The following is a 14249-nucleotide window of genomic DNA, read 5'->3' on the forward strand; positions in this document are numbered from 1 at the left end:
AAGGAGAGACGAGATGACCAAGCTGATCTTCGTGAACCTGCCCGTTGCCGACCTGCCCCGCGCCAAGGCCTTCTACGAGGCCATCGGCGCGGCCAATAATCCGCAGTTCACCGACGAGACCGCGGCCTGCATGGTCTTCTCGGACACCATCCACGTGATGCTGCTCACCCACGAAAAGTTCGCTCAGTTCACGCCGAAGCGGATCGCCGATGCCCACCAGACGAGCGAGGTGCTGATCGCCATCTCGGCCGACAGTCGCGAGGGGGTGGACGACATCACCGATCGCGCGCTCGCCGCCGGGGGCCGCGAGTCGCGCGACCGCCAGGACTACGGCTTCATGTACAGCCGCAGCTTCGAGGATCCGGACGGACATATCTGGGAGCCGATGTGGATGGACCTCGCCGCCGCCACCGCCGCGATGGAAATGCAGCCGGAGCCGAGTGCGGCTTGAGCCCGTCCGTGCCGTCATTGGCATGGGCGGCCACCTGAAGGAGTGGAGCCATGACCCTTGCACTGCAAACGCCCGCGCCTGACGCCGCGCTGCCGCGTTCCCGCAACACCGCCTTCCGCGCGGGCTGGGCGATGTCCGGCCTCGTCATCGCCTTTTTGGCCATGGACGGGGCGATGAAGCTGTCGCAGCTGCCGATCGTCAGCGAGACCAGCGGCCAGCTCGGCTGGCCGAACGATCCCGCGACGATCAACCTGCTCGGCATCCTGCTCCTGGGCTCGACCCTGCTCTATGCGGTGCCGCGCACAGCCATGCTCGGCGCGATCCTGCTCACCGGATATCTCGGCGGAGCGGTCGCTACGCACGTTCGGATCGCCAGCCCCCTCTTCAGCCATGTCCTGTTCGGGGTGTATATCGGCCTCCTCGCATGGGGCGGCCTCTGGCTGCGGGATCCGCGGGTGCGTGCGCTGCTGCCGCTCCGCCGATGATCGACCACGACAACCATCAATGAGGAGAGAGACTATGCGTTACATCGAAGGATTCGTCGCAGCCGTTCCCGCCGCGAACAAGGAAGCCTATCGCAAGCATGCCGCGGCCGCGGCGCCGCTCTTCGGCGAGTTCGGGGCCACCCGGCTGGTCGAATGCTGGGGCGACGACATCCCCGAGGGGAAGGTCAACGACTTCAGGGGTTCGGTGAAGGCGAAGGAGGACGAGGTCGTCGTCTTCTCCTGGCTCGAATATCCGTCGAAGGAGGCGCGCGACGCCGCCAACGAGCGGATCCGGAGCGACCCGCGCATGCAGGCGCTCGGCGACATGCCGTTCGACGGCCAGCGGATGATCTTCGCCGGCTTCGAGCCGATGGTCCAGGAAGGCGGCACCGGCGCGGCCGGCTATGTCGACGGCTTCCTCGTCCCCGTGCCCGAGCAGAATCGCGAGGCTTACCGGGACATGGCGCAGAAGGCGTCGGAGGTCTTCATCGATCATGGCGCGGTGCGCGTCGTCGAGGCCTGGGGTGATGACGTTCCGGACGGGAAGGTCACCGATTTCCGCGGCGCCGTCATCGGCGAGGATGGCGAGAAGGTCGTCTTTTCGTGGATCGAATGGCCATCCAAGGAGGCCCGCGATGCCGCCTGGGAGAAGGTGATGGCGGACGAGCGGATGAAGCACGACCCCGCCAACACGCCCTTCGACGGCAAGCGGATGATCTACGGCGGATTCGCGCCGGTCCTCGACGTGGCCGGCAACCTCGCCGAACAGTCCGCGCAGCCGATGCCGGCTTGAACCCCTGGCGCCTGGGCGGCGAAGGCGCCGCCCCGGCGCGTCGAAAGGACTTGACCCATGTCCGACGCAATTCAGATGACTGGCCCGGCCCCATCCCAGCGCCAGCCCCGGTCCCCCAGCCCGTGGGACGGCCAGTTCTTCTGGTACGAGCTGATGACCACGGATCCGGCGGCCGCGGCCGATTTTTACACCCATGTCGTCGGCTGGGCCGCTGCCGATTTTGGTGGACCGAATAGCGGTTACACCGTCTTCTCGGCCGGCGAGCGCGGCGTGGCCGGGACGATGGCCCTCCCGGAGCATGTCTGCCAGGCCGGCGGCGCGCCATTCTGGGTCGGCTACATCCACGTTGCCGACTGCGATTCCGTGGTCGATCGGATCATCGCCGCCGGCGGCACCGTCCATCGCCCGCCCGCCGACATTCCCGAGGTCGGCCGCTTTGCGGTCGTCGCCGACCCGGGCGGCGCGGTCTTCCAGGTGATGGCGCCTTTCCCGGACGACATGCCTCCGCCGGACGATCCGGATGCGGACGGGTTGGTCAGCTGGCGCGAGCTCTATGCCGGAAACGGGCAGGAGCTGGCCTTCGCTTTCTATTCCCGCCTTTTCGGCTGGGAGACGCTCGTCGAGATGCCGATGGGCGAGATGGGCACCTACCGCATCTTCGGCCGCGGCGGTGTCCAGATGGGCGGCCTGATGGACAAGCCCCCGAACATCCCCGTGCCGGCCTGGGCCTATTACTTCAACGTCGAGGCCATCGATGCCGCCGCCGCGCGAGTCACCGAGCGCGGCGGACAGATCCTGATGGGTCCGCACGAGGTGCCGGGCGGGAGCTGGATCGTCCAGTGCGTCGATCCGCAGGGTGCCCATTTCGCGCTTGTCGCCACCAGGCGCTGAGCAAGCTCGAGAGGAGAGGAATGATGACCGAGATCAAACAGTGCCTTTGGTACGACCACAATGCCGAAGAGGCGGCACGCTTCTACGTCACGCTGCTGCCGGACAGCCGCATCGACAATATCGTCCTGGCGCCGGCCGACACGCCGTCCGGCCCCGAAGGCTCGGTGCTCGTCGTCGAGTTCACCCTCGCCGGCAACAAATATGTGGGCCTCAACGGCGGACCGATCTTCCCCCACACCGAGGCATTCTCGATCCAGGTGGTGACCGAGGATCAGGCGGAAACCGATCGGCTTTGGCAGGCGCTGACCGCCGGCGGCGGCCAGGAGAGCGTGTGCGGCTGGCTCAAGGATCGCTGGGGCCTGTCCTGGCAGATCACGCCGCGCCGGCTGTTCGAGCTGATGAGCGACAAGGACCCCGATCGGGCGCGTCGGGCGACCCAGGCGATGCTGCAGATGGTCAAGATCGACGTCGCGGCGCTGGAGCGCGCGGCAGATGGCGAGGTCCCGGCGCAGCCGGCGCCCGAGCCGGCCGGCGCCGCCTGAGGGCGCGGCGGCTCGCCCGCTTCCCGCGGGCGGAGCCGCCTGGCCGCTGGCGTCATGACGCCATCCCGATCCCGTCTCGCCCGCGGCTGCTGCTCGGCGGCGGTTCCTCTTCAGGTCGGTCTGCGTGCGAAGCGGGGCAGGAGCAACCCCGCCACCACGAAGAGCAGGCCAAGCACCGGGAAGAGCAGCATCCAGACGGGCGGACCGTCGACGATGAGAGCGGCTTCCCCGGGCTCCTCCGGATCGTAGCGGACCGTGACCTCGCGACCCGGTGGATAGTCGGCGAGGAAAGCCCGCGCCGGGCGGGAATCCGGCCACTCCCGGTCGTCGGTCAGCCAGACGCGCTCGCCGCGATAGGATTGGCCCTCGACGCGGTAGTCGTAGATGATGACAGGGGTGTAGCGGTAGCGGCGGGCGGAGGCCGAGCTGGCGGTATTGCGATGGCGGCTTCGCCGCTGATCGACCCGCGTCTCGACGACGGTGCCGGAGACCTGCGGCCAGGCTGCGGCAGCGCCCGCCGCGCGGCTTTCGGCAAGATACCAGGCGCCGGTTCCGGCCGCGACGAGCAGCCCGATGCCGACGAACACCCACCTGAACCAGAAGATCGCGCGGACCTGCGCCATTCCCTTCCCCCCCGCTTCCAACCCGCGCCGCCTCGCAAAGCTGGCGCGCCGCATCAATCGGGCTCCCGACGAAGATGTCCGAGGGCGCGACGAAACCTTCCCGGCCGATGGGAGGTTGTTCCGTCATCGCAGGAGCTGGCCGATGACGATGCCGACGCCAACCGAACCGGGCGACGAAGCCGAGCCTGGCACGCCCGGGACGGGCGAGAATCTCTGCCGCCACTGCAACGGCACCGGCGAGCATGACGGCGAGCCCTGCCCGGTCTGTGGCGGCACCGGCAAGGTGACCGAAGGTCTGGCCGGCGGCTGACCCGCCTCGGCTGCCTATCCGTCCGCCTGCCACTGCGCGATCGCGTCGATCGGCGCCACCAGCATCAGCACGTTGAGGGTCAGGTTGTCGCGGATGATGGCGAGGGTGAGCAGCTCGAAGGCCAGCGCGATCGCGATCGTGGCCCAGACAGGCAGCCGTCGCGCCAGCGCGAAGCCGACGATCATCCAGGCGATGTCGGCGACCGAGTTGACGACGCTGTCGCCGTTATAGCCGAGCGCCATCGTCGCCTCGCGATAGCGGTCGATCACCCAGTTGGTGTTCTCCAATATTTCCCACGACGCCTCGATTGCCACGGCCGCGATGAGCCGGTCGCCGGCGGGATTGCGGCGCAGGAACAGCCAGCCGAGGGCGTAGAAGAGGAAGCCGTGGATGATGTGGCTGGGCGTGTACCAGTCGGCGAGATGCTGGCTGTTGTCGGGACCGTGCACCTCGCCGACCCACGGCTTCACCTCGCCGCAGGTGCAGATGAGCGGCCGCCCCATCCACAGCAGGATCAGCGCCGTCGCCGCGACCATGGCCAGGGCGATCCACCAGTAGCGGCGCTCGATCACCGGTACCCGGGAGGCGGCGGGGCTCGGGATCGTTCCCGCGGTCACAGCATCTCCCGAAGCTTCACGGCCGTCCGATAGTTGCGCGTCGTCGCGACGAAGGGCCGGCCTTCATATTTGCTCGGCCAGCTGAGCTTCGATCGGCCTATCCCTTCCGGATAGTGGATCCACAAGAGGCCGCCGGCGCTGCGCACGCGCTCCCCGGCCTGGCCGGTGGCTTCCATTGCCGGGGCGATCCCCTCCGGCGGCGCCGTCTTGCCGACCATGAGCAGCAGCCAGTTGGGCGTGTCGCGCGCGACCTCGGGAAAGGGATTGGCCTCGATGCAGGCGCGCCATTCCGCCTCCCCACGGACGATGGTCGGGACCTCCATCCCGAACCGGTCGGCGATGGTCCGCTCGAGCGCTGTCTCGAGAGCCGCCGGCTCGCCATCGGCCGAGAAGACGACGTTGCCGCTCTGGATGTAGGTCGCGACGTCCTGCCAGCCGAGCTTGGCGCAGAGCGTGCGAAGCTCCGCCATCGGCAGCGACCGCCCCCCGACATTGATCCCGCGCAGCAGCGCGATCATCCGCCCCATAAGTCGATCCTACCATGTGTGGCGCGCGCGTCTTCCCCGAATCGGCTTCCGGTTTCGCGACGATTCATGACGTTTGTCCGCCCGAGGCCCGCCCGAATACCTTGACGCCCGGCTTTGCGCTCCGCCACTAGCGCGCATGGAAATCGCAAGCGCCTTTAAACGCCGAGGGCTGCTCTTCGTCCTCTCCAGCCCGAGCGGTGCCGGCAAATCCACCATCGCGCGCATGCTCCTCGTCACCGACGAAGGGATCGCCATGTCGGTGTCGGCCACGACGCGGCCGATCCGGCCGGGCGAGGTGGACGGCCGCGATTATCACTTCGTCAGCGATTCCGAGTTCGATTCGATGGTCGCCGAGGGCGAGTTCCTCGAATGGGCCCATGTCTTCGGCCATCGCTACGGCACCCTCAAGCGCGAGGTCCTGAAGACGATCGAGTCGGGCCGCGACGTGCTGCTCGACATCGACTGGCAGGGAACGCAGCAGCTCAAGCAGGTCGATCCAGACATCGTCCGCGTCTTCATCCTGCCGCCGTCCATGGCGGAGCTGGAGCGCCGCCTGCGCTCGCGCGGCACCGATGCGGAAGAAGTGATCCGCCGCCGGATGGAGCGGGCCTCGGCGGAGATCAGCCATTGGGCCGAATATGATTATGTGCTGATCAACAACAATGCCGAGAAGTGCCGCGAGCTCGTCCACAACATCCTCAAGGCCGAGCGGCTGAAGGCGACCCGGCGGGTCTTCCTGCACGATTTCGTCCGCGAGCTGATCGGCTGATGCGCCGGATTTGAAGTTCGCACTGGGCGTGCCATCGGCTCTGGCGAATTTCCGAATCGTCACACTTGGCCGGACTCAATTCCCCGCGCCGCCGATCTGGTTTACGCTCCCGGCGAAAGCAGGGAGGATCGTCCATGATACGCGTCATCATCGGGTCGGTGGCCGCATCGGTCGCGATGTTCGTCATCGGCTTCATCTTCTTCGGGCCCGTCGGCCTGAGCGGGCTCGCCAGCGGCAGCCTCGACGATAGCCAGGCCGCCGCGGTCCAGCAGACGATGGCGGCCAACCTCCCCGGCACCGGCACCTATTTCGTGCCCTCGCCGGAGCGCTCCGCGGCGCAGACGGTGATGTACGGGCAGGGCCCGATCGCGACGATCCACTACAATACCGGCGGATTCGCCGCGACCGATCCCGGCGCCCTGCTCGGTGGCCTGGTGTTCAACTTCCTGGTGGCGCTGATGATCGGCGCGGCCCTGATCGGAATCGACCGGCGCGTGCCCGATTTCGGCTCGCGGGCGAGAGTGGCGGTGATCATCGCGGTGGCCGCGGCGGCCTTCACCCACCTCGGGTCGCCCATCTACTTCCACCATGGCTGGGGCCATTTCATCTACCTGTTCATCGCCGATTCGCTCGCGCTGGCCGCCGCCGGAATCGTCGTCGCCTGGTTCCTGCCGGTATCCCGGTCGGCGCCGCCCGCCGACGCCCCCACGGACGTCTGACGGGGCAAGGCCCGCTACGGCTTTTCGGCGAGCAGGGTCAGGAATCGATATCCGGCCTCGAAGTCCCGGCGGCGGGCTTCGAGCGCCTTCGCGGCCTCGGCATCCTCGCCCCATTGCTCCGCCTGCCATTCCTCGTCGAGCGAGGCGGCGGCCCAGGCCGTGCCGGGATCGAACTCGCCCTCCGCCAGCGCCAGCGCGATGACGAGCGAGCCGGAAACGGTCACCAGCGGGGACAGGCCGGCCAGCTCGAACGGGCCGCGTGCCCGCACCGCGGCGGCGAGGCGCTCCACCGTCACCGGCGACTGCGCCCGGTGCAGGATTCCGGGGACGATCTCGAAGTCGATGTCGTAGCGGCGGCGCGCCCAGGCGAGGAGCGGGTCCCAGCGCTGCGCTTGCCGTTCGACCAGCAGAGGCGGCGCTTCGGCGCGATAGCAGAGAAGGTCGCTCTCGCCATAGACGGCGAGGCCGCCGGCGAACGCCTCGGCCGATGGCGCCACCCGGTCGATCGCCGCATTGGCGAGCCCGGTCAACGGCATCGATCGCGGGTCGATCGTCTCGCCCTGCGCGTTCCATTCCTCGGATATGGCTTCGGCCAGCGCAGCGGTCGGCACGGCGAGCGGCTGCCGGCCTGGCGTGCGGATCGGCCGCCCATCGAGCTCGATCGTGCTGCCGGCCGCGACGCGGGCCGCCTCGTAGAAGCGCTTCAAGCCTCGGGTTCTCGCCAGCGACGAGCCAGCCATTTCGGGCCGTAGAAGCTGATGACGAGGAAGATCAGAGCGAGCGGGAAGCCGATGATCGAGCCGCCGGCGACGAACAGGTCGCTTTGCCACAGAGCGAGCGAGAGCAGGACCGCGATGGTCGCGCCGATGCGCAGCAGGTTCATCAGGATGAAGCGGTTCCGCCACATCCGTTCCTGGTCGGGGGAGGTCATGCGAGCACCTTCGTCAGTTCGAGGATGTCGAGCGGGTGTTCCGCGAGATGGTGCGCCCCCGCCTGCAGCAGCCGATCCGTCTCATGATAGCCCCAAGTGGCGCCGATCGCCGTCGCACCGGCGGAGCATGCCATCGCCATGTCGTAGCTGGTGTCGCCGATCACCAGCGTGGTCTCCGGCGCCGCGCCCGCGTCGGCGATCGCCTGCAGCACCATCGAGGGATGCGGCTTGGACGGATGGCGGTCGGCGGTCTGCAAGGTGACGAATCGGCTGGAAAGGCCGTGATGCTCGAGGCACAAGGCGAGGCCGCGGTCCGACTTGCCGGTGGCGACGCCGAGCAGCCAGCCTGCGCCATCGAGCCGGGCGAGCAGGTCGCTTATGCCCTCGTAGAGCGGCTCGTCGGCAAGCCCCTGCCGCCGCATCGCCAGGAAGGTCGCCTTGTAGGATTCCGCCAGCGCCGCGTGGAAGTCCGGCTCCGCCTCGGGAAGCATCTCGCGCATCGCCTCGACCAGGCTGAGGCCGACGATGGAGCGGGTGCGCTCCCGCGCCGGCGGCTCGAGCCCCGCCGAGACGAAGCAGTCTTCCATCGCCGCACAGATATTGTGCTGGCTGTCGACGAGGGTGCCGTCGCAGTCGAAGATGACGAGGCGATTCACCGCTCCGGCTTCGCCGCCGGCACGGGGCGCATCATTTCGGCCATGGCCGGGTGGTGCGGCGCCAGGCCGTCGGCGGCCCCCTCTCGCTCGGCGACTTTCTTGTTCTGGCCGAGCTTTCGCGTCCCCTCAGCGCGTCGATGCGCAGCTCGAATCCGACGATGGCTTTGAGCATGGCCTCGAAACGTCCGGGCGTCATCTTGCCGCGCGTCCAGGCCGGCTTCGGCGCCAGCCGCGACTCGTGCTCCTCGCTGAGCCGATCGAGCATGTCCGCCAGCTCCGCTTCCTCCACCTGGCGCACCGGGCCTTCTGCCTCGACCGCGACATAGTTCCAGGTCGGCACCTGGTCGTCGGTGCCGTACCAGTCCGGGCTGATATAGGAATCGGCGCCCAGGCAGGAGACGATCGCCCGGGATCCGTCGAGCAGCCGAGCGCAGCTATTGGCCCGTGACAGGTGAAAGAGCAGCCGCTCCTGGCCGAGGACGACGACCGGAGCATGGGCGATTGCGGGGCCCTCGGCGCAGATCGTGCAGAAGGAGATCCGCCGGACGAAATCCAGCATCTCGCCGCGTTCCTCCCAGGTGAAGGCGCGATTGGGATGCATTAGCCGCGCCTCCGGCTGCGGCGCTCGCCTCGCCTCTCCTTGCGTCTCGCCTTCGCCGCCGCCGACACGGCCTTGCGCTTGCCTTCGGGCGTCTCGGAAAAGCGGACCTCGTCGAGGGGCAGGTCGCCGAGCGCGGGATCGAAGCCCAGGGAGGCCAGGCTCTCGCGAAAATGCTCGGGCGGCTCGGCCGTCACCTCGATCCGGCCGCCGTCCGGATGATCGATCCTGAGGCGGCGCGCGTGGAGATGGAGCTTGCGGCTGATCGATCCGGTCAGGAACGCCTCCTGACCCGCATATTTGCCGTCGCCGACGATCGGATGGCCGATCGCCGCCATATGGACGCGCAATTGATGGGTCCGGCCGGTATAAGGCTGGAGCTCGACCCAGGCCGCCCGGTTGCCGGCCCGCTCGAGGACGCGGTAGCGGGTCCGGGCCGGCTGCCCGTTCTCCTCGTCGACATGCATCTTCTCGCCCCCCGTGCCCGGCTGCTTGGAGATGGGAAGCTCGATCATCCCGTCCTCGATCGACGGCACGCCGACCACCAGCGCCCAATAGACCTTGCGGGCCGTGCGGCCTGAAAAGGCCTTTGAGAAGAAGGCTGCCGCACGGGCGGTGCGGGCGACCAGCAGCACGCCCGAAGTGTCTTTGTCCAGGCGGTGGACGAGCTTGGGCCGGGGCGCCTCCTCATCCTCGACGAGGCCGTCGAGCAGCCGGTCGAGATGGACGTTGGTGCGCGTCCCGCCCTGCGTCGCGAGCCCCGGCGGCTTGTCGACGACGATCGCCGCCGCATCGCGGTGGATGACGAGGGAGCGGACGAACTCGATCTCGTCCGGGCTGAGCGACTCCCGCTTCGGCCCTGCCGGCGCCCGCGGCTTCTCGCTTTCCTCGATCGGCGGGACTCGGATCGTCTGCCCCGCCTCGATCCGGTCGCCCGGGGCCGCGCGCTTGCCGTCGAGCCTGATCTGCCCGGTCCGCGCCCAGCGCGACACCATGCCGAAGCTCGCCTCCGGAAGGTTGCGCTTGAACCAGCGGTCGAGGCGGATGCCGTCATCCTCCTCGTTCACGCGGAAGGTGCGGACCTGGTCGGACGCGCCCATGTCAGTGCCCCGCCCTGCGCGAGGCGGGCGCGCCTTCTGGTGGGACGGAAAGGTGAGCGGGCATCGCCGCGCATGTAGCGATGCCCCGGCGGCCGCGCCAGTGCGGCGGCCCCGCCGGAGGCCTCAGGCGCCGCGATTGACGATCAGCGCGACGTCCGATCCCCGCGCGAGCGGGGTGACGATCAGGTAGAAGGCGCCGTCGGTCGACGGATTGACCCCGCCGAGGACATGGTCGCCGCCGCGGACCTGGTGCTCGGCCGAGAAGCCGGCCCGGCTGGCGAGGGCGCGATAATGATCGAGCACGCGCGCATAGGCATCGGCGGTGCGGAAGGTGACCACCCGCATCCGGCAGTCGCCCGAATCGCTGCCGGCGGCCTCGGTCAGCCGTCCGCCCGGATAGAGCGGGAATTCCCGCGGCAGCCGCTGCGCCCATTGCGCGCCATAGTCGAACGGCACGCCGCAGCCGTTCGCCGACAGCGAGGCCGGGGCGACGCTCGCGCCCCCGCCGGCGCGGCCGGCCTGGCCGGCGCCCTCGGCGGCGGATCCGGCCGGATATTGCGCCTGCATTGGTGCCTCCGGCGGGCGCACCGTGTTCGGATGGGCCTGCTGGACGAGATTGGGGTCGACCAGGATCTGGTCCTCCAGCGCGCTGGTCAGCGCGGGATCGGCGCCGTTGGCGAGCAAGGCATTGTCGATCTCGGCGAGATTGTTCTCGCTTCCGCCGCTGCAGGCGCCGAGCGCGAGCAGGGCGGCGAAGGCGGCCGGGAGGGCCAGTCTGGCAAGGCGGTCGGGCATGGTGGTCGCTCCTCTTGGCCGCCTCATAACCCAGGCCGGGCCGCCAAGGCGTGTCCAACCATGGTTAATCCGTGCCGCCCGCCCCGTCCGTCCCGGAACGGGACCGCCACCAGGCAAAGGTTTCCGCCTGGACGCCGGCGATGAACCGCGCCGCTTCCGGACCCTTCCACGGCCCCTCGTAGAAGCGGCCGCGGGCGCCGCCGCCCACCCACCAGCCCTGGCCCGGGAGGCCGTCGCTCTGCCGCACGACGAGGACCGCGAGCTCGGGCTCGCCGCGCGCCGCCGCGGCCCGGTCGATCTCGCCGAGCATCGCGCACAATTGCCGCATCTTCGGACGGGAGAAGGCGTAGCCGAGCCGCTCGAGCAGCTCCGAATAGGTCAGGGCGATCCCCGCCTTCGCGGCGGCGACGAGATGGGCGCGGACTTCGTCGGGATCGGCGAGCGGCGACATGGCGTCCAGCCTGCCGCCGCCGCCGCTCCTGTCAATTGCGGTCGGACAGGAGCAACCGGCCCTCCGTCCCGCCGCCGTCGCGCGGCGCCAGGCGCAAGGTGAACCGGCCGCCGTCGCGGCCGGCGGTTCCGGAGAGCCTCAGGCCGCTCCCCTCCGGCGCCTGCGCCTCGACGCTGATGTCCTCGCGGCGGGCGGGATCCCGATACCAGGCGGCGACCCTGTCGACCGCGTCGCCGGAGCTGAAGCGAAGCTCGACCTCGCCGTCGCCCTCGCCGCCGCTTTGGTCCGGACGGCCCTGGACGTGGATGCCGGCCATGGTCGAGCCCGGATAGATGAGCCCGTCCTGCTGGTCGACGTCTGACCTGACGCCCTCGGGAATGGCGATCGACAGGTTGAAGCCGGGGGCCTCGACGGTGAGGCGGCCTTCCTCGGCACGGCCCTCGGCCGAGGCATTCTCGGCGACGGGCGGCGCATCGTTGCCGATCCGGGCCTCGCAGCCGCCGAGCGCGGCGGCCGCGGCCGCGGTGAGCAGGGTGAGACGTAGGGCCATGGCGTACCTCCTCGCGTCAGACTAGCTGTGTTACATGCATAATACAATCGCCGGCTTGCCGGCCCTTGGCGCGAGGCTTAGGGCCCAAGCTCGATTAGGAGACGGTCGTGACGGGTTCGATTTTGTTGTCCGGCAAGGAGCAAGGAGGGAGCGATGCTTGTGCATCGTGACCGACGCAGCGACGCCGTCCGGGCGGCAAAGTGCAGCAGGTCGCCATGTCCCCCGGACATGGCTGCGGATTGCCGGGGGCAATCCGCACCTGTGCACAGCCCGCCGCTTCGCGGTCGGCCGGAGGCGGCGGCTGGCGTCGTCGATCGGCTCGGCCGGGTCCCCAGCCCGGCCTGCGCCGCTCTCCTATCCAGCCGCCGCCTCCGGCCGATCCCGATCCGCCTCCTAATCGAGCTTGGACCCTAGGGCGCGCGCCATGCCATCCGATGCCGGAAGCCAGCGCACCGGGCTCCTGCTCGGCTTCACCGCCTATCTCCTCTGGGGCGTGCTCCCGCTCTATTTCAAGGCGCTCGCCCATGTGTCGGCACTCGAGATCGTCGCCCATCGGATCGTCTGGTCGATCGCCTTCCTGGCCTTGCTGATCACCTTCTGGCGGCGCTGGTCGGCGATCCGTGCGGCGCTGGGCAGCGGCCGCGTCGTCGTCACCCTGATCGTCACTTCGCTGCTCATCGCGATCAACTGGCTGACCTACATCTATGCGGTGGTCAGCGGCCATGTGCTCGAAGGAAGCCTCGGCTATTATCTCAACCCGCTGATCAACGTCCTGCTCGGCGTCGTCCTGCTCGGGGAGCGTCTCACCCGGCCGCAGGTCTTCGCCACCGTGCTGGCCGGGGCCGGCGTGGCGGTGCTCGCGGTCGGCGCAGGTTCGGGGCTGTGGATCAGCCTCACCCTCGCCGCGAGCTTCGGTCTCTACGGCTTTGTCCGCAAGGTCGCGCCGGTCGATTCGGCCGAGGGCCTGTCGATCGAGACGGCGATGCTCGCGCCGGTCGCGCTCGCCTGGCTGCTGTGGATGCGCGCTTCCGGGGAGCTCGCCTTCGGCCATGTCGGACTCGGCACCGATATCCTGCTCGCGCTCGGCGGCATGATCACCGCCATTCCCCTGCTTCTCTTCACCGCCGCCGCGCGCCGGCTGCCTTATTCGACCCTCGGATTTCTCCAATATGTCGCGCCGTCGCTCCAGTTCCTGCTCGCGGTGCTGGCGTTCGGCGAGCCGCTGACCGTCCCGCACCTGGTCTGCTTCGGCGCGATCTGGACTGCCCTCGCCATCTTCACGGTCGAAGGCGTGCGGGCGGCCCGCTCCCGGACCGCCAAGATTCCTTCCTGACGTCTTTGTCGGCGCCGCGAATCGCCTTATCCTCAGGCGACCGGCAGGAGGCGGCGACATGCAGACCGATCCCAGGGTGGACGCCTATATCGCGCGGCAGGCGGATTTCGCCCGGCCGATCCTCGAGCATCTGCGCGCGCTGGTTCACGCGGCCTGTCCCGACGGCGTCGAGACGCTGAAATGGGGCATGCCCTATTTCACCTATCGCGGCATCCTGCTCGCCGGCATGTCGGCGTTCAGGACGCACGCCGCCTTCGGCTTCTGGCGGGGCAGCCAGATCGTCGGCGAAGGCGGCGCGCAGGGCGAGGGGATGGGACAGTTCGGCCGCCTGCGCAGTGTCGAGGATCTGCCGCCGCAGGCCGAGCTCGAAGCGATGGTCCGCAAGGCGATGGAGCTCGCCGAATCGGGCGTGAGGCCGCCTCGCGCGACGAAGCCCAAGGCGCCTCTCGCCGTGCCGCAGGACATGCGCGCCGCCCTCGATGCCAATGCCGCCGCGGCCGCGACCTTCGACGGCTTCCCGCCGGGGGCGCAGCGCGACTATGTCGACTGGATCGGCGGCGCCAAGCGCGACGAGACGCGGACGAAGCGGCTCGCTTTGGCCGTCGAGTGGCTGGCCGAGGGCAAGCGCCGCCACTGGAAATACGAGAATTGCTGAGGCGCGTGCGGCTCAGCCCTCGCGCGACGCCGCCGCCGGCGGACCGTCGAGCGGCCGGCATTCCGGCAGGCCGAGCTGGCGCATCTCGGTGCACTGCCGGACCTGGGTGTCGCCATTGGGGGCGATGAACACGGCCCACCGGCGCTCGTCGTTGCACAGCGCCACCCACAGCGCCATCTGGCGGTAATCCTCCTGGTAGCCGGCCGCCTCGACCCGCTGGCAGCGGCGGCCATTGTCGCGGATCGCCCGCATCAGCCCGAGCCGCTGCATGTCGGGAGTCAGCGCGGTCAGCTGGTCGTGATGGGGATTGGTGATCTTGATCGGGGGCCGCGGCTCGGCCGCCGGCGGCGAATCGCAGCCGGCGGCGGCCAGGACCGCCATTCCGATGAGCCCCTGCCTCGCCGCCCGCCTCATGTCCTCGGCCCTCGCCGCATTCTTCACCATGCTCTCCGT

Annotated in this window: 22 protein-coding genes; 10 read left to right on the forward strand and 12 right to left on the reverse strand. The window is 69.3% G+C overall.

Annotated elements, in window-relative coordinates; translation table 11 throughout:
- Positions 1–13 precede the first annotated feature (13 nt).
- The 5 genes from DDE10_RS17420 to DDE10_RS17440 are packed head-to-tail and all read left to right on the forward strand — an operon-like array spanning position 14 to position 3162.
- The gene (locus DDE10_RS17420) at positions 14–451 is read left to right on the forward strand and encodes a VOC family protein (protein ID WP_114954062.1); all 438 of its coding nucleotides are present in this window, start codon (positions 14–16) and stop codon (positions 449–451) included.
- Positions 452–501: 50 nt separating this feature from the next.
- The gene (locus DDE10_RS17425) at positions 502–936 is read left to right on the forward strand and encodes a DoxX family protein (RefSeq protein WP_114954063.1); all 435 of its coding nucleotides are present in this window, start codon (positions 502–504) and stop codon (positions 934–936) included.
- 34 nt (positions 937–970) lie between these two features.
- Positions 971–1729 carry a DUF1428 domain-containing protein gene (locus DDE10_RS24110; protein ID WP_114954064.1) on the forward strand — a complete coding sequence of 253 codons (759 nt, stop codon included), beginning with the start codon at positions 971–973 and terminating at the stop codon, positions 1727–1729.
- Between the two features lie 57 nt (positions 1730–1786).
- Complete coding sequence (locus tag DDE10_RS17435; RefSeq protein ID WP_284734738.1) at positions 1787–2620, forward strand: VOC family protein; 834 nt, start codon at positions 1787–1789, stop codon at positions 2618–2620.
- 23 nt (positions 2621–2643) lie between these two features.
- A complete protein-coding gene (locus tag DDE10_RS17440; RefSeq protein WP_349356547.1) occupies positions 2644–3162 on the forward strand; it encodes a VOC family protein in 519 nt (172 codons plus the stop codon).
- 110 nt (positions 3163–3272) lie between these two features.
- Here DDE10_RS17440 and DDE10_RS17445 read toward each other — a convergent pair whose 3' ends face one another.
- A complete protein-coding gene (locus DDE10_RS17445) occupies positions 3273–3785 on the reverse strand; it encodes a DUF3592 domain-containing protein (RefSeq protein WP_162806702.1) in 513 nt (170 codons plus the stop codon).
- Between the two features lie 142 nt (positions 3786–3927).
- On the opposite strand from DDE10_RS17445, the gene DDE10_RS23910 reads away from it, so the two are divergent.
- Positions 3928–4095 carry a hypothetical protein gene (locus DDE10_RS23910; protein ID WP_284734739.1) on the forward strand — a complete coding sequence of 56 codons (168 nt, stop codon included), beginning with the start codon at positions 3928–3930 and terminating at the stop codon, positions 4093–4095.
- A 14-nt stretch (positions 4096–4109) separates the two neighbouring features.
- On the opposite strand, the gene DDE10_RS17450 is transcribed toward DDE10_RS23910, so the two are convergent.
- Both DDE10_RS17450 and DDE10_RS17455 read right to left on the reverse strand, forming a co-directional pair.
- Positions 4110–4712 (reverse strand): DUF2585 domain-containing protein, encoded by a 603-nt coding sequence (locus DDE10_RS17450; protein WP_432653741.1) that lies wholly within the window; start codon positions 4710–4712, stop codon positions 4110–4112.
- The gene (locus tag DDE10_RS17455; RefSeq protein ID WP_114954068.1) at positions 4709–5239 is read right to left on the reverse strand and encodes a DUF1697 domain-containing protein; all 531 of its coding nucleotides are present in this window, start codon (positions 5237–5239) and stop codon (positions 4709–4711) included. Before DDE10_RS17455 ends, DDE10_RS17450 begins: the two co-directional genes overlap by 4 nt.
- Positions 5240–5375: 136 nt before the next feature.
- On the opposite strand from DDE10_RS17455, the gene gmk reads away from it, so the two are divergent.
- Together gmk and DDE10_RS17465 are read left to right on the forward strand one after the other, a co-directional pair.
- Positions 5376–6008 (forward strand): guanylate kinase, encoded by a 633-nt coding sequence (gene gmk, locus DDE10_RS17460; RefSeq protein WP_114954069.1) that lies wholly within the window; start codon positions 5376–5378, stop codon positions 6006–6008.
- A gap of 134 nt (positions 6009–6142) precedes the next feature.
- Positions 6143–6727: a hypothetical protein gene (locus tag DDE10_RS17465; protein WP_114954070.1), complete on the forward strand. Its 585-nt coding sequence runs from the start codon at positions 6143–6145 to the stop codon at positions 6725–6727.
- Positions 6728–6741: 14 nt separating this feature from the next.
- Here the strand turns inward: DDE10_RS17465 and DDE10_RS17470 are convergent, their stop codons facing one another.
- The 8 genes from DDE10_RS17470 to DDE10_RS17505 all read right to left on the reverse strand — a co-directional run bounded on the left by DDE10_RS17470 (position 6742) and on the right by DDE10_RS17505 (position 11808).
- Entirely contained in the window at positions 6742–7434 is a 693-nt protein-coding gene (locus DDE10_RS17470) for an ATP12 family chaperone protein (protein WP_114954071.1), read from the reverse strand.
- Positions 7431–7658 carry a hypothetical protein gene (locus DDE10_RS17475; RefSeq protein ID WP_114954072.1) on the reverse strand — a complete coding sequence of 76 codons (228 nt, stop codon included), beginning with the start codon at positions 7656–7658 and terminating at the stop codon, positions 7431–7433. Before DDE10_RS17475 ends, DDE10_RS17470 begins: the two co-directional genes overlap by 4 nt.
- A complete protein-coding gene (locus DDE10_RS17480) occupies positions 7655–8314 on the reverse strand; it encodes an HAD-IA family hydrolase (RefSeq protein ID WP_114954073.1) in 660 nt (219 codons plus the stop codon). Before DDE10_RS17480 ends, DDE10_RS17475 begins: the two co-directional genes overlap by 4 nt.
- A gap of 31 nt (positions 8315–8345) precedes the next feature.
- The gene (locus tag DDE10_RS17485; protein WP_284734740.1) at positions 8346–8915 is read right to left on the reverse strand and encodes an FMN-binding negative transcriptional regulator; all 570 of its coding nucleotides are present in this window, start codon (positions 8913–8915) and stop codon (positions 8346–8348) included.
- Positions 8915–10012, reverse strand: coding sequence for an RluA family pseudouridine synthase (locus DDE10_RS17490; protein WP_114954074.1), 1098 nt, complete (start codon positions 10010–10012; stop codon positions 8915–8917). The genes DDE10_RS17485 and DDE10_RS17490 overlap by 1 nt, the downstream gene beginning before the upstream one ends.
- A 123-nt stretch (positions 10013–10135) precedes the next feature.
- The gene (locus tag DDE10_RS17495) at positions 10136–10807 is read right to left on the reverse strand and encodes a hypothetical protein (protein WP_114954075.1); all 672 of its coding nucleotides are present in this window, start codon (positions 10805–10807) and stop codon (positions 10136–10138) included.
- A gap of 64 nt (positions 10808–10871) precedes the next feature.
- Positions 10872–11258, reverse strand: a complete 387-nt coding sequence (locus tag DDE10_RS17500) for a ribose-phosphate pyrophosphokinase (RefSeq protein WP_114954076.1) — start codon at positions 11256–11258, stop codon at positions 10872–10874.
- 31 nt (positions 11259–11289) lie between these two features.
- A complete protein-coding gene (locus DDE10_RS17505; RefSeq protein WP_114954077.1) occupies positions 11290–11808 on the reverse strand; it encodes a hypothetical protein in 519 nt (172 codons plus the stop codon).
- Positions 11809–12232: 424 nt separating this feature from the next.
- Here DDE10_RS17505 and rarD point away from each other — a divergent pair, with 424 nt between their 5' ends.
- The gene (gene rarD / locus DDE10_RS17510; protein ID WP_114954078.1) at positions 12233–13141 is read left to right on the forward strand and encodes an EamA family transporter RarD; all 909 of its coding nucleotides are present in this window, start codon (positions 12233–12235) and stop codon (positions 13139–13141) included.
- Positions 13142–13199: 58 nt separating this feature from the next.
- Positions 13200–13796 (forward strand): YdeI/OmpD-associated family protein, encoded by a 597-nt coding sequence (locus DDE10_RS17515; RefSeq protein WP_114954079.1) that lies wholly within the window; start codon positions 13200–13202, stop codon positions 13794–13796.
- 12 nt (positions 13797–13808) lie between these two features.
- Here the strand turns inward: DDE10_RS17515 and DDE10_RS17520 are convergent, their stop codons facing one another.
- A complete protein-coding gene (locus tag DDE10_RS17520) occupies positions 13809–14237 on the reverse strand; it encodes a hypothetical protein (protein WP_162806703.1) in 429 nt (142 codons plus the stop codon).
- Positions 14238–14249: the final 12 nt, after the last annotated feature.

This window comes from Sphingosinicella terrae, from assembly GCF_003347635.1.
GTDB lineage: Bacteria > Pseudomonadota > Alphaproteobacteria > Sphingomonadales > Sphingomonadaceae > Allosphingosinicella > Allosphingosinicella terrae.